This is a genomic window from Flavobacterium collinsii (assembly GCF_946903285.1).
Taxonomy (GTDB): Bacteria; Bacteroidota; Bacteroidia; order Flavobacteriales; family Flavobacteriaceae; genus Flavobacterium; species Flavobacterium collinsii.
In genome coordinates, this window is record NZ_OX336425.1 from 2,605,983 (window position 1) to 2,622,380 (window position 16,398).

General features: G+C 33.6%; 14 protein-coding genes. 7 read left to right on the plus strand and 7 right to left on the minus strand.

Annotated features, from left to right (window positions below; translation table 11 throughout):
• Nucleotides 1–80 precede the first annotated feature (80 nt).
• The gene (locus OGZ34_RS10740) at nucleotides 81–1,301 is read right to left on the minus strand and encodes an aminotransferase class I/II-fold pyridoxal phosphate-dependent enzyme (RefSeq protein WP_263363012.1); all 1,221 of its coding nucleotides are present in this window, start codon (nucleotides 1,299–1,301) and stop codon (nucleotides 81–83) included.
• 434 nt (nucleotides 1,302–1,735) lie between these two features.
• Here OGZ34_RS10740 and OGZ34_RS10745 point away from each other — a divergent pair, with 434 nt between their 5' ends.
• From OGZ34_RS10745 to OGZ34_RS10755, 3 genes are all read left to right on the plus strand, one after another.
• The gene (locus OGZ34_RS10745; protein ID WP_263363013.1) at nucleotides 1,736–2,191 is read left to right on the plus strand and encodes an Lrp/AsnC family transcriptional regulator; all 456 of its coding nucleotides are present in this window, start codon (nucleotides 1,736–1,738) and stop codon (nucleotides 2,189–2,191) included.
• A gap of 332 nt (nucleotides 2,192–2,523) precedes the next feature.
• On the plus strand, nucleotides 2,524–2,769 hold the full coding sequence (locus OGZ34_RS10750; protein WP_263363014.1) for a hypothetical protein: 246 nt from the start codon (nucleotides 2,524–2,526) through the stop codon (nucleotides 2,767–2,769).
• On the plus strand, nucleotides 2,759–3,049 hold the full coding sequence (locus OGZ34_RS10755; protein ID WP_263363015.1) for a type II toxin-antitoxin system RelE/ParE family toxin: 291 nt from the start codon (nucleotides 2,759–2,761) through the stop codon (nucleotides 3,047–3,049). Before OGZ34_RS10750 ends, OGZ34_RS10755 begins: the two co-directional genes overlap by 11 nt.
• A 643-nt stretch (nucleotides 3,050–3,692) precedes the next feature.
• Here the strand turns inward: OGZ34_RS10755 and OGZ34_RS10760 are convergent.
• Nucleotides 3,693–4,715: an SseB family protein gene (locus OGZ34_RS10760; RefSeq protein WP_263363016.1), complete on the minus strand. Its 1,023-nt coding sequence runs from the start codon at nucleotides 4,713–4,715 to the stop codon at nucleotides 3,693–3,695.
• Between the two features lie 781 nt (nucleotides 4,716–5,496).
• Between OGZ34_RS10760 and lpdA the strand changes: the two genes are divergently transcribed.
• Nucleotides 5,497–6,900: a dihydrolipoyl dehydrogenase gene (gene lpdA / locus OGZ34_RS10765; protein ID WP_095383995.1), complete on the plus strand. Its 1,404-nt coding sequence runs from the start codon at nucleotides 5,497–5,499 to the stop codon at nucleotides 6,898–6,900.
• Nucleotides 6,901–6,961: 61 nt separating this feature from the next.
• Here lpdA and OGZ34_RS10770 read toward each other — a convergent pair whose 3' ends face one another.
• From OGZ34_RS10770 to OGZ34_RS10790, 5 genes are all read right to left on the minus strand, one after another.
• A complete protein-coding gene (locus tag OGZ34_RS10770; protein WP_217427675.1) occupies nucleotides 6,962–7,813 on the minus strand; it encodes an IS3 family transposase in 852 nt (283 codons plus the stop codon).
• Nucleotides 7,814–7,827: 14 nt separating this feature from the next.
• Nucleotides 7,828–8,262, minus strand: a complete 435-nt coding sequence (locus OGZ34_RS10775) for a helix-turn-helix domain-containing protein (protein ID WP_263360326.1) — start codon at nucleotides 8,260–8,262, stop codon at nucleotides 7,828–7,830.
• A gap of 81 nt (nucleotides 8,263–8,343) precedes the next feature.
• The gene (locus OGZ34_RS10780; protein WP_263363017.1) at nucleotides 8,344–8,997 is read right to left on the minus strand and encodes a hypothetical protein; all 654 of its coding nucleotides are present in this window, start codon (nucleotides 8,995–8,997) and stop codon (nucleotides 8,344–8,346) included.
• Nucleotides 8,998–9,647: 650 nt separating this feature from the next.
• Nucleotides 9,648–10,022 (minus strand): DoxX family membrane protein, encoded by a 375-nt coding sequence (locus tag OGZ34_RS10785; RefSeq protein ID WP_173967365.1) that lies wholly within the window; start codon nucleotides 10,020–10,022, stop codon nucleotides 9,648–9,650.
• A 210-nt stretch (nucleotides 10,023–10,232) separates the two neighbouring features.
• Nucleotides 10,233–11,129: a DUF4349 domain-containing protein gene (locus OGZ34_RS10790; RefSeq protein ID WP_263363018.1), complete on the minus strand. Its 897-nt coding sequence runs from the start codon at nucleotides 11,127–11,129 to the stop codon at nucleotides 10,233–10,235.
• Between the two features lie 192 nt (nucleotides 11,130–11,321).
• On the opposite strand from OGZ34_RS10790, the gene OGZ34_RS10795 reads away from it, so the two are divergent.
• From OGZ34_RS10795 to OGZ34_RS10805, 3 genes are all read left to right on the plus strand, one after another.
• Nucleotides 11,322–12,608: an anthranilate synthase component I family protein gene (locus OGZ34_RS10795; RefSeq protein WP_263363019.1), complete on the plus strand. Its 1,287-nt coding sequence runs from the start codon at nucleotides 11,322–11,324 to the stop codon at nucleotides 12,606–12,608.
• Nucleotides 12,609–12,783: 175 nt separating this feature from the next.
• Nucleotides 12,784–14,094, plus strand: coding sequence for a tRNA lysidine(34) synthetase TilS (gene tilS, locus OGZ34_RS10800; RefSeq protein ID WP_263363020.1), 1,311 nt, complete (start codon nucleotides 12,784–12,786; stop codon nucleotides 14,092–14,094).
• Entirely contained in the window at nucleotides 14,094–16,196 is a 2,103-nt protein-coding gene (locus OGZ34_RS10805; protein WP_263363021.1) for a protein-disulfide reductase DsbD family protein, read from the plus strand. The genes tilS and OGZ34_RS10805 overlap by 1 nt, the downstream gene beginning before the upstream one ends.
• The last annotated feature ends 202 nt before the right edge of the window (nucleotides 16,197–16,398 follow it).

A 16,398-nucleotide genomic window follows, 5' to 3' on the forward strand; every position in this document is an offset into this window, starting at 1 on the left:
TGAATCTATTTATAATCTAAAAAGAAAATCTGCTATAATCTGTGTAAAAAAAAAACTTTAAGTTGCTTACAGAAGAGAACTTAGCGAATCTCTGTGGAATTCAAAATCCCAAGTTCAATCATACAAGCCTTCATCATTTCATAAGTGCGCTCAATATCATTATCAAGACCAATAGAGAAACGAATTAAGCCGTCTGTTAGACCCATTTCGGCTTGTTCTTCTAGCGGAATTTCGCTCGAAGTCGAAGTTCCCGGTGCACTGAATAGTGTTTTGTAAAAACCTAAACTTACTGCCAGATAACCCAAATTTCTGGCCTGCATTAATTCCATCAGTTCATTGGCTTTTGCCAAAGTCCCAACGTCAATTGTCATCATACCTCCAAAACCATATTCCGGATTAATCATTGTTTTGTACAATTCGTGACTTGGGTGGCTTTTTAAGCCTGGGTAAACCGTTTTTAAGCCGTCTTTTTCAAATTTATCGGCCAGAACGTGTGCATTATGACTATGTTGCTTGACGCGAATATGAAGCGTGCGCAGGTTCTTCATCACCGAAGCCGATCGCAAACTGTCCATTGTAGGGCCTAGCAGCATACTTGCTCCGGAGTTTACATTTTTCAGCGAATTGATAAACTCTTTCGAAGCACAGGTTACGCCGCCAACAGTATCACTGCTTCCATTAATGTATTTGGTTAAACTATGAATTACAATATCGGCTCCCAGTTTTGCCGGAGAAACCGATAATGGTGAAAACGTATTATCGACGACTAATTTCAGGTTGTATTTTTTAGCAATTTTTGCAAGACCTGCAATATCGGCTACTTCCAACAATGGATTACTTACGGTTTCGCAATACAAAACTTTTGTTTTCAAGGTAATAGCAGCTTCTACCACCTCCAGTTTGGTAATGTCAACAAAGGAGGTTTCAATTCCAAAACGCGGAGCTAAATTCTTTAAAAAAGCATAGGTTCCGCCATAAATTGTTCTACTCGAAACAATATGATCGCCAGCACCACAAAGTTGTAACAAGGTAGGTGTGATAGCTCCCATTCCTGAAGCCGATACATTTGCAGTTTCTGTTCCTTCCATAGCTGCCAAAGCCTGATCCAGATACAAATTACTAGGCGATGAATGACGCGAATATAAGTAGCAGCCTTCCATGTTCCCTTCAAAAGTATCAAACATAGTTTTGGCTGAAAGAAAAGTATAAGTAGAAGAATCGGAAATCGATGGATTCACCCCTCCAAATTCCCCAAAGTATTGTAAATCCTGGATTTTGTCTGCTGGATTAAAGTTTTTCATTTTAAATAGTTTATAGTTAGTGGTTAATTGTTTATTGTTTGTGGTTTGTGATTTGTTGAAATTGACATTGAAATTCCCATTGACATTGACATTGACATTGAAATTGACATTGAAATTGACATTGAAATTCTCAGAAGCTAATTCCTGCTGTCCGTTTCAATCTTTTGCGTCCGCCGCGGCGGACACAAAAGGATTTTCACTTCCATCAGGGCTAGGGCTTTCGTTTTCAAAAGAAAATCTACTCAAAATAAGACTTAATTAGAAAAATAATCAACTGTAGAACATGTAATTAGATTTTAAAACTATAAAAATGTGTTTGTTATGATTTTTAATCTAAATTTGATTGGTAAAAGATAATTTAATAGATTTTCTTTCACTTTAACAATCAACAACAAACCACTAACAACAAACCAAATACACTAATCCTCAACGAAATGACTTTAGATACTACCGATAAAAAACTGCTGGTTTTATTGCAAACCGATAGTAAAAAGACAACCAAAGAATTGTCCCTAAAACTCAATTTGTCTGTCACAGCAGTTTACGAACGGATTAAAAAGTTAGAGCGTGAGGGAATCATCAAAAGCTATGTAGCATTGGTTGATAAAACTAAAATCGAAAAAGGATTTGTGGTTTTCTGTCATTTAAAACTCATTCAGCATACCAAAGAATTCCTCACTAAATTTGAAAGCGAAGTCATCAAACTCAATGAAGTTTTAGAGTGCCACCACGTAAGCGGTGATTACGACTATATCTTGAAAGTTTTAGTCAAAGACATGGAAGCGTACAGAGAATTTTTGGTTACTAAACTCACAAATTTGCAACACATTGGAAGTACCCAAAGTATGTTCATGATTAGCGAGGTTAAGAATTCAACGGTGATTTTTTAAAGGTTCTAAGAGGGGTAAGTTGCTAAGGTTCTGAGTTGCTAAGGCCCTGAGTTTTTTAGTCAAGGAGAGATTAAGAGACACAGAGCTTTTTATTGAATTCTCTCATTTTCAGCAGGAAGTTTCTAATATTAATTATTCAAAAAAACTTTGCGCCTTTGCGCCTTCGCGAGCAAAAAATCCGCGTTATTTGCAAAATCCGATAGAACGTTTACTTTGGCATCTTCAAAATTAGAAATAATAAATCAGAAACTTTTCGGGCTGTATGTATAAACCATAACATTAACACATTTCAAAACTAAAATAGCTTAAATTTGAATCAAATACATTTTAGAATGGAGACAAAAGAATTAAGGCTTAAGCTTATAAAAGATTTCGGAAAATTTATTGAAGATGATTCTAAATTAGAAATTTTAGAAAGCGTTTTTGATGCTCTAAATTATGATGAAAAGAAATCAATTGTTCCTGATTCTCATTATGATCTTGTTGCTGAAGAAAGAGAAAAGTATCTTTCACGGGAGAATGAAGCGAGTTCATGGGAAGAAGTAGAACAACGTTTGAATGCTAAGTATGGTTTTTAAAATTAAAATTTTACGCTTAGCTGAAAATGAAATTGATAAAACTATTGAATTTTATGAAAGTAGGAGTAAAGGTTTAGGAAAGCAATTTCTATCTTACTTAAAAACATCTCTGCAGGTTTTAAAAACACATCCAGAATTATTTCAAATAAAAAAAGAACCTGGTTATCGTGAATTAACTTTGGTAAAATTTCCATTTGTAATTATTTATGAAATTATTGGAAATGAAGTAATCATCTATTCTGTTTTTCATACATCAAGAAATCCCCAAAGAAAACCTTAAAAAAGAGGTTTAAAGATTCAAAGGGACAAAGGTTTTTCATAGAAATGTACAACAGTGCTTCTAAAACTTAATGAATATCTAAGATTCTAATTTCTTTTTTGAATTGCCTCCAGCTTCAGCTGGAGGTTATAAGATTATATAGAAAAGGGCTTTAGCCAAAATGTATTATTTGGCTAAAGCCTTCTTTTTGTTCTCCTATCAATATCTCCAGTTAAAACTGGAGGCAATTCAAAGTTGAATCTTTATATTTTCGCGATTTTATAAGAATTAAAAAAATCCGCGTTATCTGCAAAATCTCCGAGAGACAAAAATACTTCGAGAGACTTTGCGTGATTTTCAAAATCAGCTTTCATTACTAAAAAAACTTTGCGTCTTCGCGTCTTCGCGAGCAAAAAAATCTGCATTATCTGCAAAATCTACGAGAGACAAAAATACTTCGCTAAGGATCTAAAAGTTACTAAGTTTCTGATTTTTTTTTAGTATACTAAGATTTAAGCTGTTGTTTTTTTAGTCTCGCAAAAGTGCAGAGTCGCAAAAAAAAATAAAAATTATACTAAGCTTTTATACAAGCAAATCTTCAATCCAAAGTCCAATCTAATCCATGCTGCTATGTTTTTAGAAATGTTTTAATTATTTGGCAGTTTTATCTAACAGCATCTTCAAAAGTCGGTCGTTCCCGTTTTTTAGCTATAACGTCTCTTATAATAGATTCAATATTTTTATTTATAGAATCATTTGGCTGTAATTTAATTGCTAAATCAATTGTTTCTTTTGCTTCTTGGTCTCTTTTAGTAACAAGTAAGGTCATTGCGTGATTACCCAATAGTGTAAAATCATTGGGTTTTCTTTTTAGAGATTCTTCAGAATAAAATATTGCTTTCTCGATGTCTTTCAAATGCATAGCTTCCAGCGATGCTTCCATAGGGATTATATGGTTTTCTAATTCAAGTTTAAAAGCTAATTCCAATTGTTCAAGAGCTTCTTCGTGTCTTTCCAGTCTTTGAAACGCTTTTGAGATTAATACCATACTTTGCCAATGCTCTGGAACTATCTCAAGGCATTTTTTGAAGTCTTTTATAGAGTCTTCAAGCTTTAACTTTTCGGTTTCCTTCAATTCTTTTTTTCTATATCCGTCTAAAACAATCAGTCCTTCTTGTTTTTTTCCAGCTTGCTCAAAGATTTGATTGAATTGTTGATTTTTTTTATACTCAACTTCCTGCTCGTCAATTTTATTATAGATTGTGCCATTTAAAAGATTTTCAATTTCTTCTGGAATTAATTCTTTTGTAAAATCTGAGTAAGGATTTAGTATAAATGTTGCCCCATTTAAGGTTTTAAACAAATCTTGTCCTTTTAAACTGAGATGTGGAATCATTTTTTTTATTATGCCTTTGTCAAATATTCTGTTTACTGATGTAAAGATTGGAATTTGACCGTTTTCAAAAGTAACACACTGAACAGTTGTATCATTTTCTGTAGTTTGATCTCCAATTTCTGAAATCGAATTTTCGTTTGTCAATATAAACAATTGACTCCATAACATTTTTTGATAAAATACCTTTTGTGCAGAAAAACTTGATGTTGCTTGCATTAAACATTTTTCTAGTTCATTCTCTGGAAACGTCGATTCCGTTTTCTTTTTTTTAAATATGTCAAATAATCCCATTACTTATCTTTTGTGTATTCTTAGAATTGTTTCTAAAGCCTCGCCAATTTAATTATTTTTCTTTCATGTGAAAAGAAGTGGCTATTTTTTTTTTAAATGTATCGTGAATTGCCTCCAGCTTCAGCTGGAGGTTTAAGATTACATAGAAAAGGGCTTTAGCCAAAATGTATTGTTTGGCTAAAGCCTTCTTTTTGTTCTCTTATCAATATCTCCAGTTAAAACTGGAGGCAATTCAAAGTTGAGTCTTTACATTTTCGCGATTTTATAAGAATTAGAAGAATTCACATTATCTGCAAAATCTGCGAGAGACAAAAAAACTTCGAGAGAATTTGCATGATTTTCAAAATCAGCTTTCATTACTAAAAAAACTTTGCGTCTTCGCGTCTTCGCGAGCTAAAAAAATCCGCGTGATCTGCAAAATCTGCGAGAGACAAAAAACTTCGAGAGAATTTGCGTGATTTTCAAAATCAGTTTTCATTACTAAAAAAACTTTGCGTCTTCGCGTCTTCGCGAGCTAAAAAAATCCGTGTGATCTGCAAAATCTGCGAGAGACAAAAAAACTTCGAGCGAATTTGTGCAATTAGTGGTCAAAAAACTTTGCGCTTTAGCGCCTTTGCGAGCAAAAAAAAATCAAACTAAACTTGTCAAATCTTTGCGCACCCGACAGTCAAATCTTAAGCAAAACATTAAGTAAAATTTCACACAAAAAACATTGAGATTTAAACTTTAAACAAAACTTTATTCCTTAATTTTGTATCGCTAAAAATAAAATAGACAAACTATGAGTTCATTTGACGTAGTCATTATAGGTTCAGGTCCTGGCGGATATGTATCAGCAATTCGTTGCGCACAATTAGGTTTTAAAACTGCAATTGTAGAAAAGTATAACTCTTTGGGCGGAACTTGCCTTAACGTAGGTTGTATTCCTTCAAAAGCATTATTATCGTCTTCTCATCATTATGCAGAAATTGCACATTTTGCAGATCACGGAATCGAGGTTTCTGGAGATGTAAAAATCAATTTAGAGAAAATGATCGCGCGCAAACAAGCCGTTGTAGATCAAACCGTAGGTGGAATCAACTACTTAATGGATAAAAATAAAATTACTGTTTTTAATGGTTTAGGTTCTTTCGTAGATGCAACACACATTGCTGTAGCTAAAGCTGACGGAACTTCTGAAACTATTGAAGCAAAATATACTGTAATCGCTACAGGATCAAAACCATCTTCTTTGCCTTTTATTAAAATTGATAAAGAAAGAATCATCACTTCTACTGAGGCTCTGGCTTTAAAAGAAGTTCCAAAACACCTTGTAATTATTGGTGGTGGAGTAATCGGAATCGAGCTTGGACAAGTTTACCTTCGTTTAGGAGCTCAGGTTTCTGTAGTTGAATTCATGGACAGAATCATTCCTGGAATGGATAGTGCTTTGTCTAAAGAATTGACTAAAGTGTTGAAAAAACAAGGAATGAAATTTTACGTTTCTCACAAAGTAAAATCAGTAGAAAGAAATGGTGACGCTGTTGTTGTTCAGGCTGAGAATGCAAAAGGAGAAACGATTACTTTAGAAGGAGATTATTCATTAGTTTCTGTAGGTCGTCGTCCGTATACAGACGGATTGAACGCTGACAAAGCAGGAGTTAAAATCTCTGACAGAGGACAGGTAGAAGTAAACGATCATTTACAAACTAATGTTCCAAACATCTACGCTATTGGTGACGTTGTTCGTGGAGCAATGTTGGCACACAAAGCTGAAGAAGAAGGAACTATGGTTGCTGAAATTTTAGCAGGTCAAAAACCACATATCGATTATAACTTAATTCCTGGTGTTGTATACACCTGGCCGGAAGTTGCTGCTGTAGGACAAACTGAAGAGCAGGTAAAAGCTTCGGGAACAGAATATAAAGTAGGAAGCTTCCCTTTCAAAGCGTTAGGACGTGCAAGAGCGAGTGGAGATCTTGACGGTTTTGTAAAAATTATTGCTGATGCTAAGACTGATGAGGTTTTAGGTGTTCACATGATTGGAGCTCGTACTGCAGATTTAATTGCTGAGGCAGTTACTGCAATGGAATTTAAAGCTTCTGCTGAAGATATCTCAAGAATGAGCCATGCACACCCAACTTTTGCTGAAGCAGTAAAAGAAGCGGCTTTGGCAGCTACAGACAACAGAGCGTTACACGTATAATAACTAAGTGAAATGTCTCGTCCTAAAAAAGCGATACAGATTATTACATAAAAATAATTAATTAAACAGTTGCAAGAACCCTCTTGCAACTGTTTTTTGTTTTATATCTTCTCATTTGAATTTGATTTTGAGAATGCATTTGATTTGGTGTTAACATGTAATTAGAATAGTGAGGTCTGAGATTATTATAAATATTGATAGATTCCTTTATTATTAAGTTTGTAATTTTTCTTTTTTGATGATACTTATCGATCATAAATTCTTGTTTTAAAATTCCATTAATTCTTTCTGCTATCGCATTTTCATAAGGATCTGAATTTTGGGTCATGCTGCATAATACTTTATTTTTCATAAGTTCTTTTTGATACTCATGTGCACAATATTGCAAACCTCTATCTGAATGATGGATTAGAGTTAATGTATTATGCGTTCTTTGCTTAAGAGCCATTTTAAGAGCTCTTAAACTACTTTGAGTATTGAGATTCTCAGCAACATAATACCCCATTATCTTTTTTGAATAAGCATCTGTGATCAAGCTTAGATAACACGGATTATCTCTTTTTCCGATATAAGTAATATCGGATACCCAAACTTGTTCAGGGCGATTTATTTCTAAATCTAAAATTCGATTTTTGTGCTTTCTAAACCGGTGATGTGAATTTGTGGTTATATGGTAACTGCGTTTAGGTTGTACCAATAAATGATTAGCTCTAAGTATATCAAAGAATTTATCTCTTCCAATCTTCATCAAATGGAGTTGATCCAATAAAAGATAATAGAGCTTTCTAGCACCTATTCTAGGCATTAATTGCCTAAGATCATTAACCATTAAAACAACTTCTTTAGCTTTATTTTGTTTAATTGTTGTTCTTTTAATTTTTCGATAATAAACCTGTCTGTCTATCCCGAACAAATAACAGGTAAATCCTATTGTTTGTTGTTCTCTTTCTTTGAAATGGGTGATTGTTCGGGCACAGAGTTTTTTCGGATATCAATATGATATTCTTTTTCCGCTAAATCAATCATCATATCAAATAAGATTGCTTTCTTGTCTGCAACAAAAGCCTGTCTTTCCAGGAGTGCCTTTTGTTTCTCTAAAAGTTTGACTTGAGCTTCAAGCTCCATAATCTTTTGTTCAGGTGTTTTTGCCATTTTCATAGAGGTTTGGTTTTCCCAATCAAAGTTACCAAATTTCCTAAGCCATTGGACAACTGTGCTTTTGCATTGGATGCCGTACTGCTTTGTAGCCTCCGTTGCTGTGAGTTCTCCGCGTTCTATTTCCTGAACAACTTGTAATTTAAAAGACATAGAGTAGTCTTTTTGTGTACGCTTTACATAGCGTATTTCTTGAGGTACTTCCATAATGATACTTTTTGTGTATCGCTATTTCAGGACTAGACAAAATTATATTTTAAAAACCGTCAGAAGTTTCTGGCGGTTTTTTTATTGCTTAATTACAGTAAAAGTATAATAGGTTTCTTTATTCTTTAAATACATACCGTAAGTTCCATTCTCTTCTTTGTATAAATGGTACAAATATTTGTCGCCTTTGATGCTTAAATTTTTTCGTGCCAGATTGTTACTTTCAATAAATTCCAGTTCAAATCCGCAATTTCCTTTTTTTCTGTAATGCAATTTTGAAAATGTATTATCTGCAAATTTTTCTATCCATAGATTATCGCTTAAAGTTACCTCTACTTTCGCACCTCCATGCTCCAAATAATAATATTTTGAAGATTCATCAAAACGATTACACTCTTCTTTGGATATTTCATCAAGAGGCTTCTCATTCTGCATCGACCAGCTGCTTTTTTCAGATTCATTTGGAAAAAGTGCCACAAATTCGTTACAGTTTTTATGTAATCTGTAGAACAACTGTTCAAATGCTCTTCTTTGTGCGATACTGTCTTTAAATTTTGCCAGATATGGAGTTATGTGGGCGTTATTGATTGTATTAATTCTGATTTCGTTGTCCAGCACTTTGTTTTGAACTAATGATTTACAGATTTCAGTGGTTAGAGAATCTACAGATTTTATAGATTGTGATCTCGAAAAATTAATACAGAGTAATAAAATGAACAGTAAGTTTTTTTTCATTTAAAAGACAAATTTTAATCAAATATAATTGTTTAGTAAAAGTATTTATAGAATTGAGTTTTATTCTTTTAACATTTGCATCCAAAAAAGAAAAAGTTCAGGAAAAATTTTGTAAATTAGAGGTAGAATTCTATCGTTGTGTTTAGTGAGATGAAATGATTAATGATTTGAAAAACAGGTTTGTAGTTTCGTTTTTATACAGAGTGAGGAATTAAGGATATACTTTATTTCTGAAGCTCAAAAAAAAAGTCAAAAATACTAATTTTGATCAAACCTAAATATTTAGTAAAATAGTCTGAAATTGTTGGATTAGATTATAAATGTAATAGGGATTTTAAACAACGTAACTACCAGGTATTCTTTAAATGCTAATGATAGATAGAAGGTTAATAACAGGGGCTATAATGTCACAAAAGACAAGTGGGAGGAAAGCATCGGGAAAAGCCAGGTTTGTCAAAAAGGACAATGTTGGTATGCTTAAGGTTCCATTTTTTGGTCCTTTTTATTTCAGTTAAAATAGAATTGCAATTGATTCGACATTACAAGGTGTATTGGTTGTAGTTTAGTAAACAATGTGTGGATACTTTTAAAATAACAAACCCGACAGGCCATTGCTTGTCGGGTTTATTTTTAGGTGTGGTGAAAATAAATTATTTGGTGAAAACACTTTTGTAATTATCCCAATATCTGTAGATTAAAAATAAATTGGCAAGGAATAGCAATACTGCAAGCGGCAAGCCTTGAGGAGCCAGAAAATAATTAATGAACAAAATGTTTACCGTAATTGGTAGGATCAGTATATTGGCCAATGTTACGTAACGCCCCGTTACAAAAGCAATTCCGCAAAGAAGCTCGATTGATTTTGCTAAAGGCAATAAATAAGTTGAGGCAACAAGTCCCATATTAAAAGCTTTGAAATCACCGGTAGTTTCCGGTTCCGGAGCCAGTTTAAAGAAAAAACTAAGAGAGGCGAATAGTAATAAAAGACCAATTAAAACACGGACAATAATGGTAGCAATTTTCATAATACTTAAGATTTTTAATGGGTTAAAAAAGTATAATTTATTTTTGGAAAACGTTACAATCTGAACTCTCTAATGAATTAAAAAAACAATTTTAAAGTTTTTAAATGGAGAGCTTTACAGTCTTTATCGTTCTATTTTGGGAAAAATAGAATGCTATATCAAATATAACGAATTTTTTCTTATGAAATTGTTGTTTTATTAACACTTTTCTTATCTCTTAATGTATCTTTTGTAAAGGAAAAATCCACCAAAACCAATCAGAATAAAAGGCCATAAATTAATGATAAAGATGAAGATTGTTTCTAGAATATACCAGCCGTTTTTAAGGGAATCAATAATTTGAATGCCTAAATTTGGTTTGTAAGCATTACTGTTTTTTTCGCTTGCCATTATTTCCTGTCTTACCGTTTCGTTTTGATATAGCTGCAAAGTAATGGTGCTGAAATTAATTTGGTCCTGCAGGGATAAGTTTTCAACGGTACGATTGTCTTTTTCTTCTTTTTGGTTTGCCAGTGCATTTTCGGCTTCCATAATGTCATTGATTTTTTTGCCTTTGGAATCAATTGCTTTTTCTACCCTTTTCTCTGTAACCGCACTTCTTTTTTGTGAAAGCTGATTGGCTAATAATTTTAAAGAAACATCATCGGCTTTAATAACTCTGAAATCAAGAAAATCAATTTGTCGGGCTATGGTTTTAATAACGGTATCGAGCTGTCTATTGGGTACGCGAATCGTAATGTTGTTCTCGACTGTGTATTTGGTTGTTTCGAGTGTACTGTCCTGACTAATTTTAGTTTTAATCTGATCGTGAATGTTGCTTTGCAAATTAGTGTAGATTACAAATCCTCCGAATTTTTGTGTTGCGTTTTCAATGGCATAAGTAGATTTGACGACATTTTTAACCTTAAATTTAATATCGGCAGTCCGAATGAATTTTTGTGTGCTGTTTTTTTTCTCCACAGCTGCCGACGAAGAGATTGCAGTGCTATCTGCGGTAGTTTGATGTGCTGCGTTATCTTCGAATGCAGCAGGATCGGCTTTTTTACAGGAAAAAAATAAAGTGATAATCACTAAGGAAGTTAATCCAAGGTTTGCAACTGTTTTCATAAAAGTTTTAGAATTTGATTCATAAATAATTGTGAGTTTTTTTTAAGATGTATTTTTTGAATGAATAGGCACGAAAAGGTTTGGGTATTCTTGTTAATTCGATATACTAAAAAGTGTGCCAATATTTTTTGTGTATTATTTTATTGAAGGATTTTTTTTGTTGTAATTTTGAGGCCTAAAAATTACCTATTTTTGAGAGTTACCACATATAAAAATATTTCAGATCCAGAGCATTTTAAACAGCAGCTTTTAAGCTGGTCACAACAATTTCGAGAGGTTGTTTTTTTGGATAGTAATTCTTATCCGCTGGAATATTCCAGTTTTGATTTTGTATTGGCGGTAGATGCTTTTACCTCTTTAAAAACAGATTTTCATAATGCCTTTGAAGATTTAAAACAATACCAGCAAACCACTAAAGACTGGCTTTTTGGATATCTTTCTTATGATTTAAAGAATGATGTTGAAAAATTGACATCCACTAATTTTGATGGTTTGGATTTTCCTGATTTGTTTTTCTTTCAGCCTAAAAAAATATTTATAGTAAGAGGAAATCAGCTTGAAATACAATACTTGCTGCTTTGCGATGATGAGCTTGAAGAGGATTTTGAAGAAATTGTTCAAAGTAAATTTGACAGCTTCGAAACTTTAAGCGGAATTGAAGTCAAACAACGTATTTTAAAAGAAGCGTACATTGAAAAAGTTGCAAAAATGCTGGAACATATCCATATCGGAGATATGTATGAGGCTAATTTTTGTATGGAGTTTTATGCGGAGAATGCCGAAATTAACCCGCTGGAAAAGTTTCAGAAGTTAAGTGCAATATCAAAAGCTCCGTTTTCGGTTTTCTTTAAAAATCACAAACAATATTTGCTTTCAGCTTCTCCGGAACGCTATCTGAAAAAAGTGGGAGACACTTTAATTTCCCAACCGATAAAAGGAACCTCAAAACGATCTTCGGATCCGGTCGAAGATGAAAAGTCAAAACAGTTTTTAGCATCAGATTCAAAAGAACGTGCTGAAAACATCATGATTACCGATTTGGTGCGAAATGATTTGTCGCATACTGCGCAGAAAGGTTCTGTTGAAGTAGTAGAGCTTTGTAAAATTTATTCGTTTTTACAGGTACATCAAATGATTTCTACTATCACTTCAAAACTGGATCCGCAATATGCTCCAATTGATGTTTTAAGAACTACTTTTCCGATGGGAAGTATGACGGGAGCTCCAAAAATTTCGGTTATGAAGATTATTGAGAACGTGGAAGAAACCAAACGAGGTTTGTATAGCGGTGCCGTTGGTTATTTTACACCTGAAGGAGATTTTGATTTTAATGTCGTAATAAGAAGTATTCTGTACAATCAGGAGAATAAATATGTTTCATTTTCGGTTGGAAGTGCTATTACATCTCAATCCATACCTGAAAAGGAGTATGAAGAGTGTCTCTTAAAAGCCAAAGCGATGCATGAAGTCTTAAGTTAGAAATAGCTAGTGACAAGCAGGGGATTGGAGGGGCAAGGAATTCACTATAAAAGTTAAAAAAGAATAAAATTCGTACAATTTTGTTTTTAGATAAACAATATAATGTAAATTCGTACAGTTTTAAAACATAAAAGAATCTTTCTCCATAATTAGAATTAAATTTTTACATTTATAAATGCTTTCAAAATTTCAAAATCATCTCGCTGCAAGATTTCCATTTTTGGATGATAAAAGGCTGTTTCTGGCGGTAAGCGGAGGTTTGGACAGTATGGTTTTGTTGCATTTGTTTCAGCAATTACCCATTAAGATTGCTGTTTTGCACTGTAATTTTCAACTTCGTGGATTGGAAAGTTTTGGTGATCAGGATTTTATTCAAAAGTACTGTGATCAGAATGCTATTTCGATTTTCAGTACTCAATTTGATACCGAAGCTTTTGCTAAAGATTACAAACTATCTACTCAGGTTGCGGCTCGTGAATTGCGTTACAGTTGGTTTTACGAACTTTTAGAAACCAAAAATTTCGATTATATTCTAACAGCGCACCATGCCGATGATAATCTTGAAACTTTCATTATCAATCTAACCCGTGGGACGGGATTGGATGGATTAATAGGGATTCCGGAAGAGAATGATAAAATTATTCGTCCGCTTTTGCCTTTTTCCAGAGAAGAAATTTTAGAATATGCCAAGCAAAATAGTATTCAATGGCGGGAAGACAGCAGTAATGCGTCAAATAAATACCTTCGAAATAAAATTCGTCATGATCTTGTTCCAATACTGAAAGAGATCAATCCGAACTTTTTAAATGCTTTTCAGAAAACACAATCTTATCTGCGGGAATCGCAGGAAATGGTTGAGGATGCTTCGATCATGATTTATCAACAAGTAGCGGAAGAAGCGGGGGATGATATTCATTTTGATTTAAATCAGCTCAAAAAGCTTCCCAATTATAAATCGTATCTGTACCAATGGTTGAATGAATTTGGCTTTTTGGCCTGGAATGATGTTTATGATTTGGTAGACGGACAATCTGGAAAACAGGTGTTTTCGGCTGATTTTCGATTGTTAAAAAACAGGGATACTTTGATTTTAAGTCCAATTTCTGAATTATCGGAGCAGGAAGTGTTTGAAATTAATGAAGGAGAGCAAGACGTTAATTTTCCCTTAAAATTGAGGCTTTGTCAGGTAGGCGACATTACAATAGATTCAAATAAAGCTATATTTGTGGACGCTGAAAAAATCCGATTTCCGCTGATTTTACGTAAATGGAAGGAGGGGGATGTTTTTCATCCTTTTGGAATGAAGGGAAAATCTAAAAAAGTAAGCAAACTTTTTAAAGATGAAAAATTGTCGCTGATTGAAAAGGAAAAGATTTGGATTTTATGCTCAGATAGTCAAATTGTATGGGTGATAGGAATCAGACAAGATGAACGTTTTAAAATTGAGAATACAACAAACAAAATAATTAAAATAGAATTATTATAATGAACCTTAATCAAAACCATCAAACGACGATGTCGAAAAGTGTCTGGAATAAATCCATTGTATTTTTACTGTTTCTTATTTTTGCATTTGCAAAAGGGAATGCTCAAATTCTGGAACCTGTAAAATGGACTTCTAAAATTGAAAAGAGAGCCGGGAATAATGCCGTTTTGATTTTTGACGGAACGATTGAAAAAGACTGGCACATGTATTCGCAATTTACGCCGGAAGGCGGACCGCTTGCTTTGGAGATTACTTTTAAAAATCAAAAAGGAAATTATAATTTGGTAGGAAAAGCCAAAGAAGGAAAAACCAAAACTGCGTTTAATGATGTCTTTGGGGTAAATGAAACTTTCTTTGAAGGCAAAGCGCATATCGAACAGGAAATCACCATTATCAATCCAAATCTAAAAACGGTTGATGTTGATTTTGACTTTCAGGTTTGTAAAGAAGTTTGTATCAATTCAAGTAAAAAATTCTCGATTGCGATTCCATCAGATTTTAAAATGGATGCTGTTGCGGCGGTATCTGAATCTAAATTAGACGAAACAAAAGTTGCCGGGATAGCAGTTGATACAGTAAGTAAAGCAACTGTTTCGGAAAAACTAGAACTGAAGAAAATTGATAACGCAACAGCTGAAGTTGTAGATAATGTACAGAAACCTGCAACATCCAGAAGTTTATGGTCTATCTTTTTTATCGCATTTATCTCAGGATTTGCTGCTTTGCTAACTCCTTGCGTTTTTCCGATGATTCCAATGACGGTAAGTTTCTTTACCAAACAAAGTAAAAGCAGAGCAAAAGGAATAAGAAATGCAATTATCTATGGTTTTTCTATTATCGCTATTTATGTAATATTAGGTCTGATTGTTACCAAGATTTTTGGTGCAGATGCATTGAATGCGCTATCTACAGACGTTTGGTTTAACTTGATTTTCTTTGTGATCTTGATCATTTTTGCTACGTCATTTTTGGGAGCTTTCGAAATTATGTTGCCTAATTCATGGGCAAATAAAGCAGATCAGCAGGCAGACAGAGGTGGACTAATTGGTATATTGTTTATGGCTTTGGCTTTGGCTATTGTGTCGTTTTCATGTACAGGACCTATTGTTGGAACCTTATTGGTAGAAGCTGCTTCGAACGGCGGAATTGCTCCAATTGTTGGAATGTTAGGTTTTTCATTAGCATTGGCATTACCATTTATGTTGTTTGCGATGTTCCCTGGCTGGTTAAATTCATTACCGAAATCGGGTGGATGGCTGAACACTGTTAAAGTAGTTCTAGGGTTCTTAGAATTAGCATTGGCCTTTAAATTTTTATCAAATGCTGATTTGGTTCTTCAATTGCACTTTTTGGAAAGAGAAGTTTTCATCGCAATCTGGATCGCAATTTTTGCTGCTCTGACGTTGTATTTATTCGGTAAGATTACATTGCCTCACGATAGTCCGTTAAATCATATTTCAGTTGGAAGATTGTATTTAGGATTGCTTACATTGGTATTTACTGTGTATTTAATTCCGGGACTTTGGGGTGCGCCTTTAAAATTAATTAGTGCATTTCCACCACCTCCACAGTATAGTGAAAGTCCGTTTGGGGTAGGAGGGTCTTCAAATTCGAATGCCAGTAGTACAGTGTCTGCTGCAGGGATGCCAGAAGGAGCGGAGCTAGGACCTCACGGTATCATGGTTTTTCATGATTATGAAGATGGTTTAGCTTATGCAAAATCAATTAACAAACCTATTATGCTGGATTTTACAGGTTATGCTTGTGTAAATTGCAGAAAAATGGAAAACAATGTATGGTCGGAACCAATGATTTTGCCAATCTTGAAAAATGATGTAGTCTTGATTTCTCTTTATGTTGATGATAAACGTGATTTGCCAAAAGAAGAACAGTATGTTACAGCAAAAGGAGATAAAATCGAAACCGTTGGCGATAAATGGACCGACTTTATGATCTCGAAATATAAAACCAATACACAGCCATTATACGTGATAACAGATTTGGAAGGAAAGAATTTAAATAGTTCAAAACCTACGATCAGTTATGTAAGTGCCGAAGAATACCTGCAATGGCTGAAAGAAGGAATTTCGAATTTTAAATAATGGTTTTATGGATTTAAACTTCTAAATACTCTATTTTACAAAGGAATTAATTCGAGTAAAAAGCTGTCTGAAAATTTTCAGGCAGCTTTTTTTTATTTTGCATTAGGAGGTTTCGATTACAAAAAATAAGAGAAGATACATTCTTAAATAAATATTATATAAGTAAAAACTTTCGTGTAATATTTATTTAGTAAAAAAATAC

Coding starts and splice junctions, on each gene's coding strand:
- tilS (WP_263363020.1), top strand. CDS start 12,784: ATGCTTTCAAAATTTCAAAATCATCTCGCTGCAAGATTTCCATTTTTG.
- lpdA (WP_095383995.1), top strand. CDS start 5,497: ATGAGTTCATTTGACGTAGTCATTATAGGTTCAGGTCCTGGCGGATAT.
- OGZ34_RS10750 (WP_263363014.1), top strand. CDS start 2,524: ATGGAGACAAAAGAATTAAGGCTTAAGCTTATAAAAGATTTCGGAAAA.
- OGZ34_RS10760 (WP_263363016.1), bottom strand. CDS start 4,715: ATGGGATTATTTGACATATTTAAAAAAAAGAAAACGGAATCGACGTTT.
- OGZ34_RS10740 (WP_263363012.1), bottom strand. CDS start 1,301: ATGAAAAACTTTAATCCAGCAGACAAAATCCAGGATTTACAATACTTT.
- OGZ34_RS10785 (WP_173967365.1), bottom strand. CDS start 10,022: ATGAAAATTGCTACCATTATTGTCCGTGTTTTAATTGGTCTTTTATTA.
- OGZ34_RS10755 (WP_263363015.1), top strand. CDS start 2,759: ATGGTTTTTAAAATTAAAATTTTACGCTTAGCTGAAAATGAAATTGAT.
- OGZ34_RS10775 (WP_263360326.1), bottom strand. CDS start 8,262: ATGGAAGTACCTCAAGAAATACGCTATGTAAAGCGTACACAAAAAGAC.
- OGZ34_RS10805 (WP_263363021.1), top strand. CDS start 14,094: ATGAACCTTAATCAAAACCATCAAACGACGATGTCGAAAAGTGTCTGG.
- OGZ34_RS10745 (WP_263363013.1), top strand. CDS start 1,736: ATGACTTTAGATACTACCGATAAAAAACTGCTGGTTTTATTGCAAACC.
- OGZ34_RS10780 (WP_263363017.1), bottom strand. CDS start 8,997: ATGAAAAAAAACTTACTGTTCATTTTATTACTCTGTATTAATTTTTCG.
- OGZ34_RS10790 (WP_263363018.1), bottom strand. CDS start 11,129: ATGAAAACAGTTGCAAACCTTGGATTAACTTCCTTAGTGATTATCACT.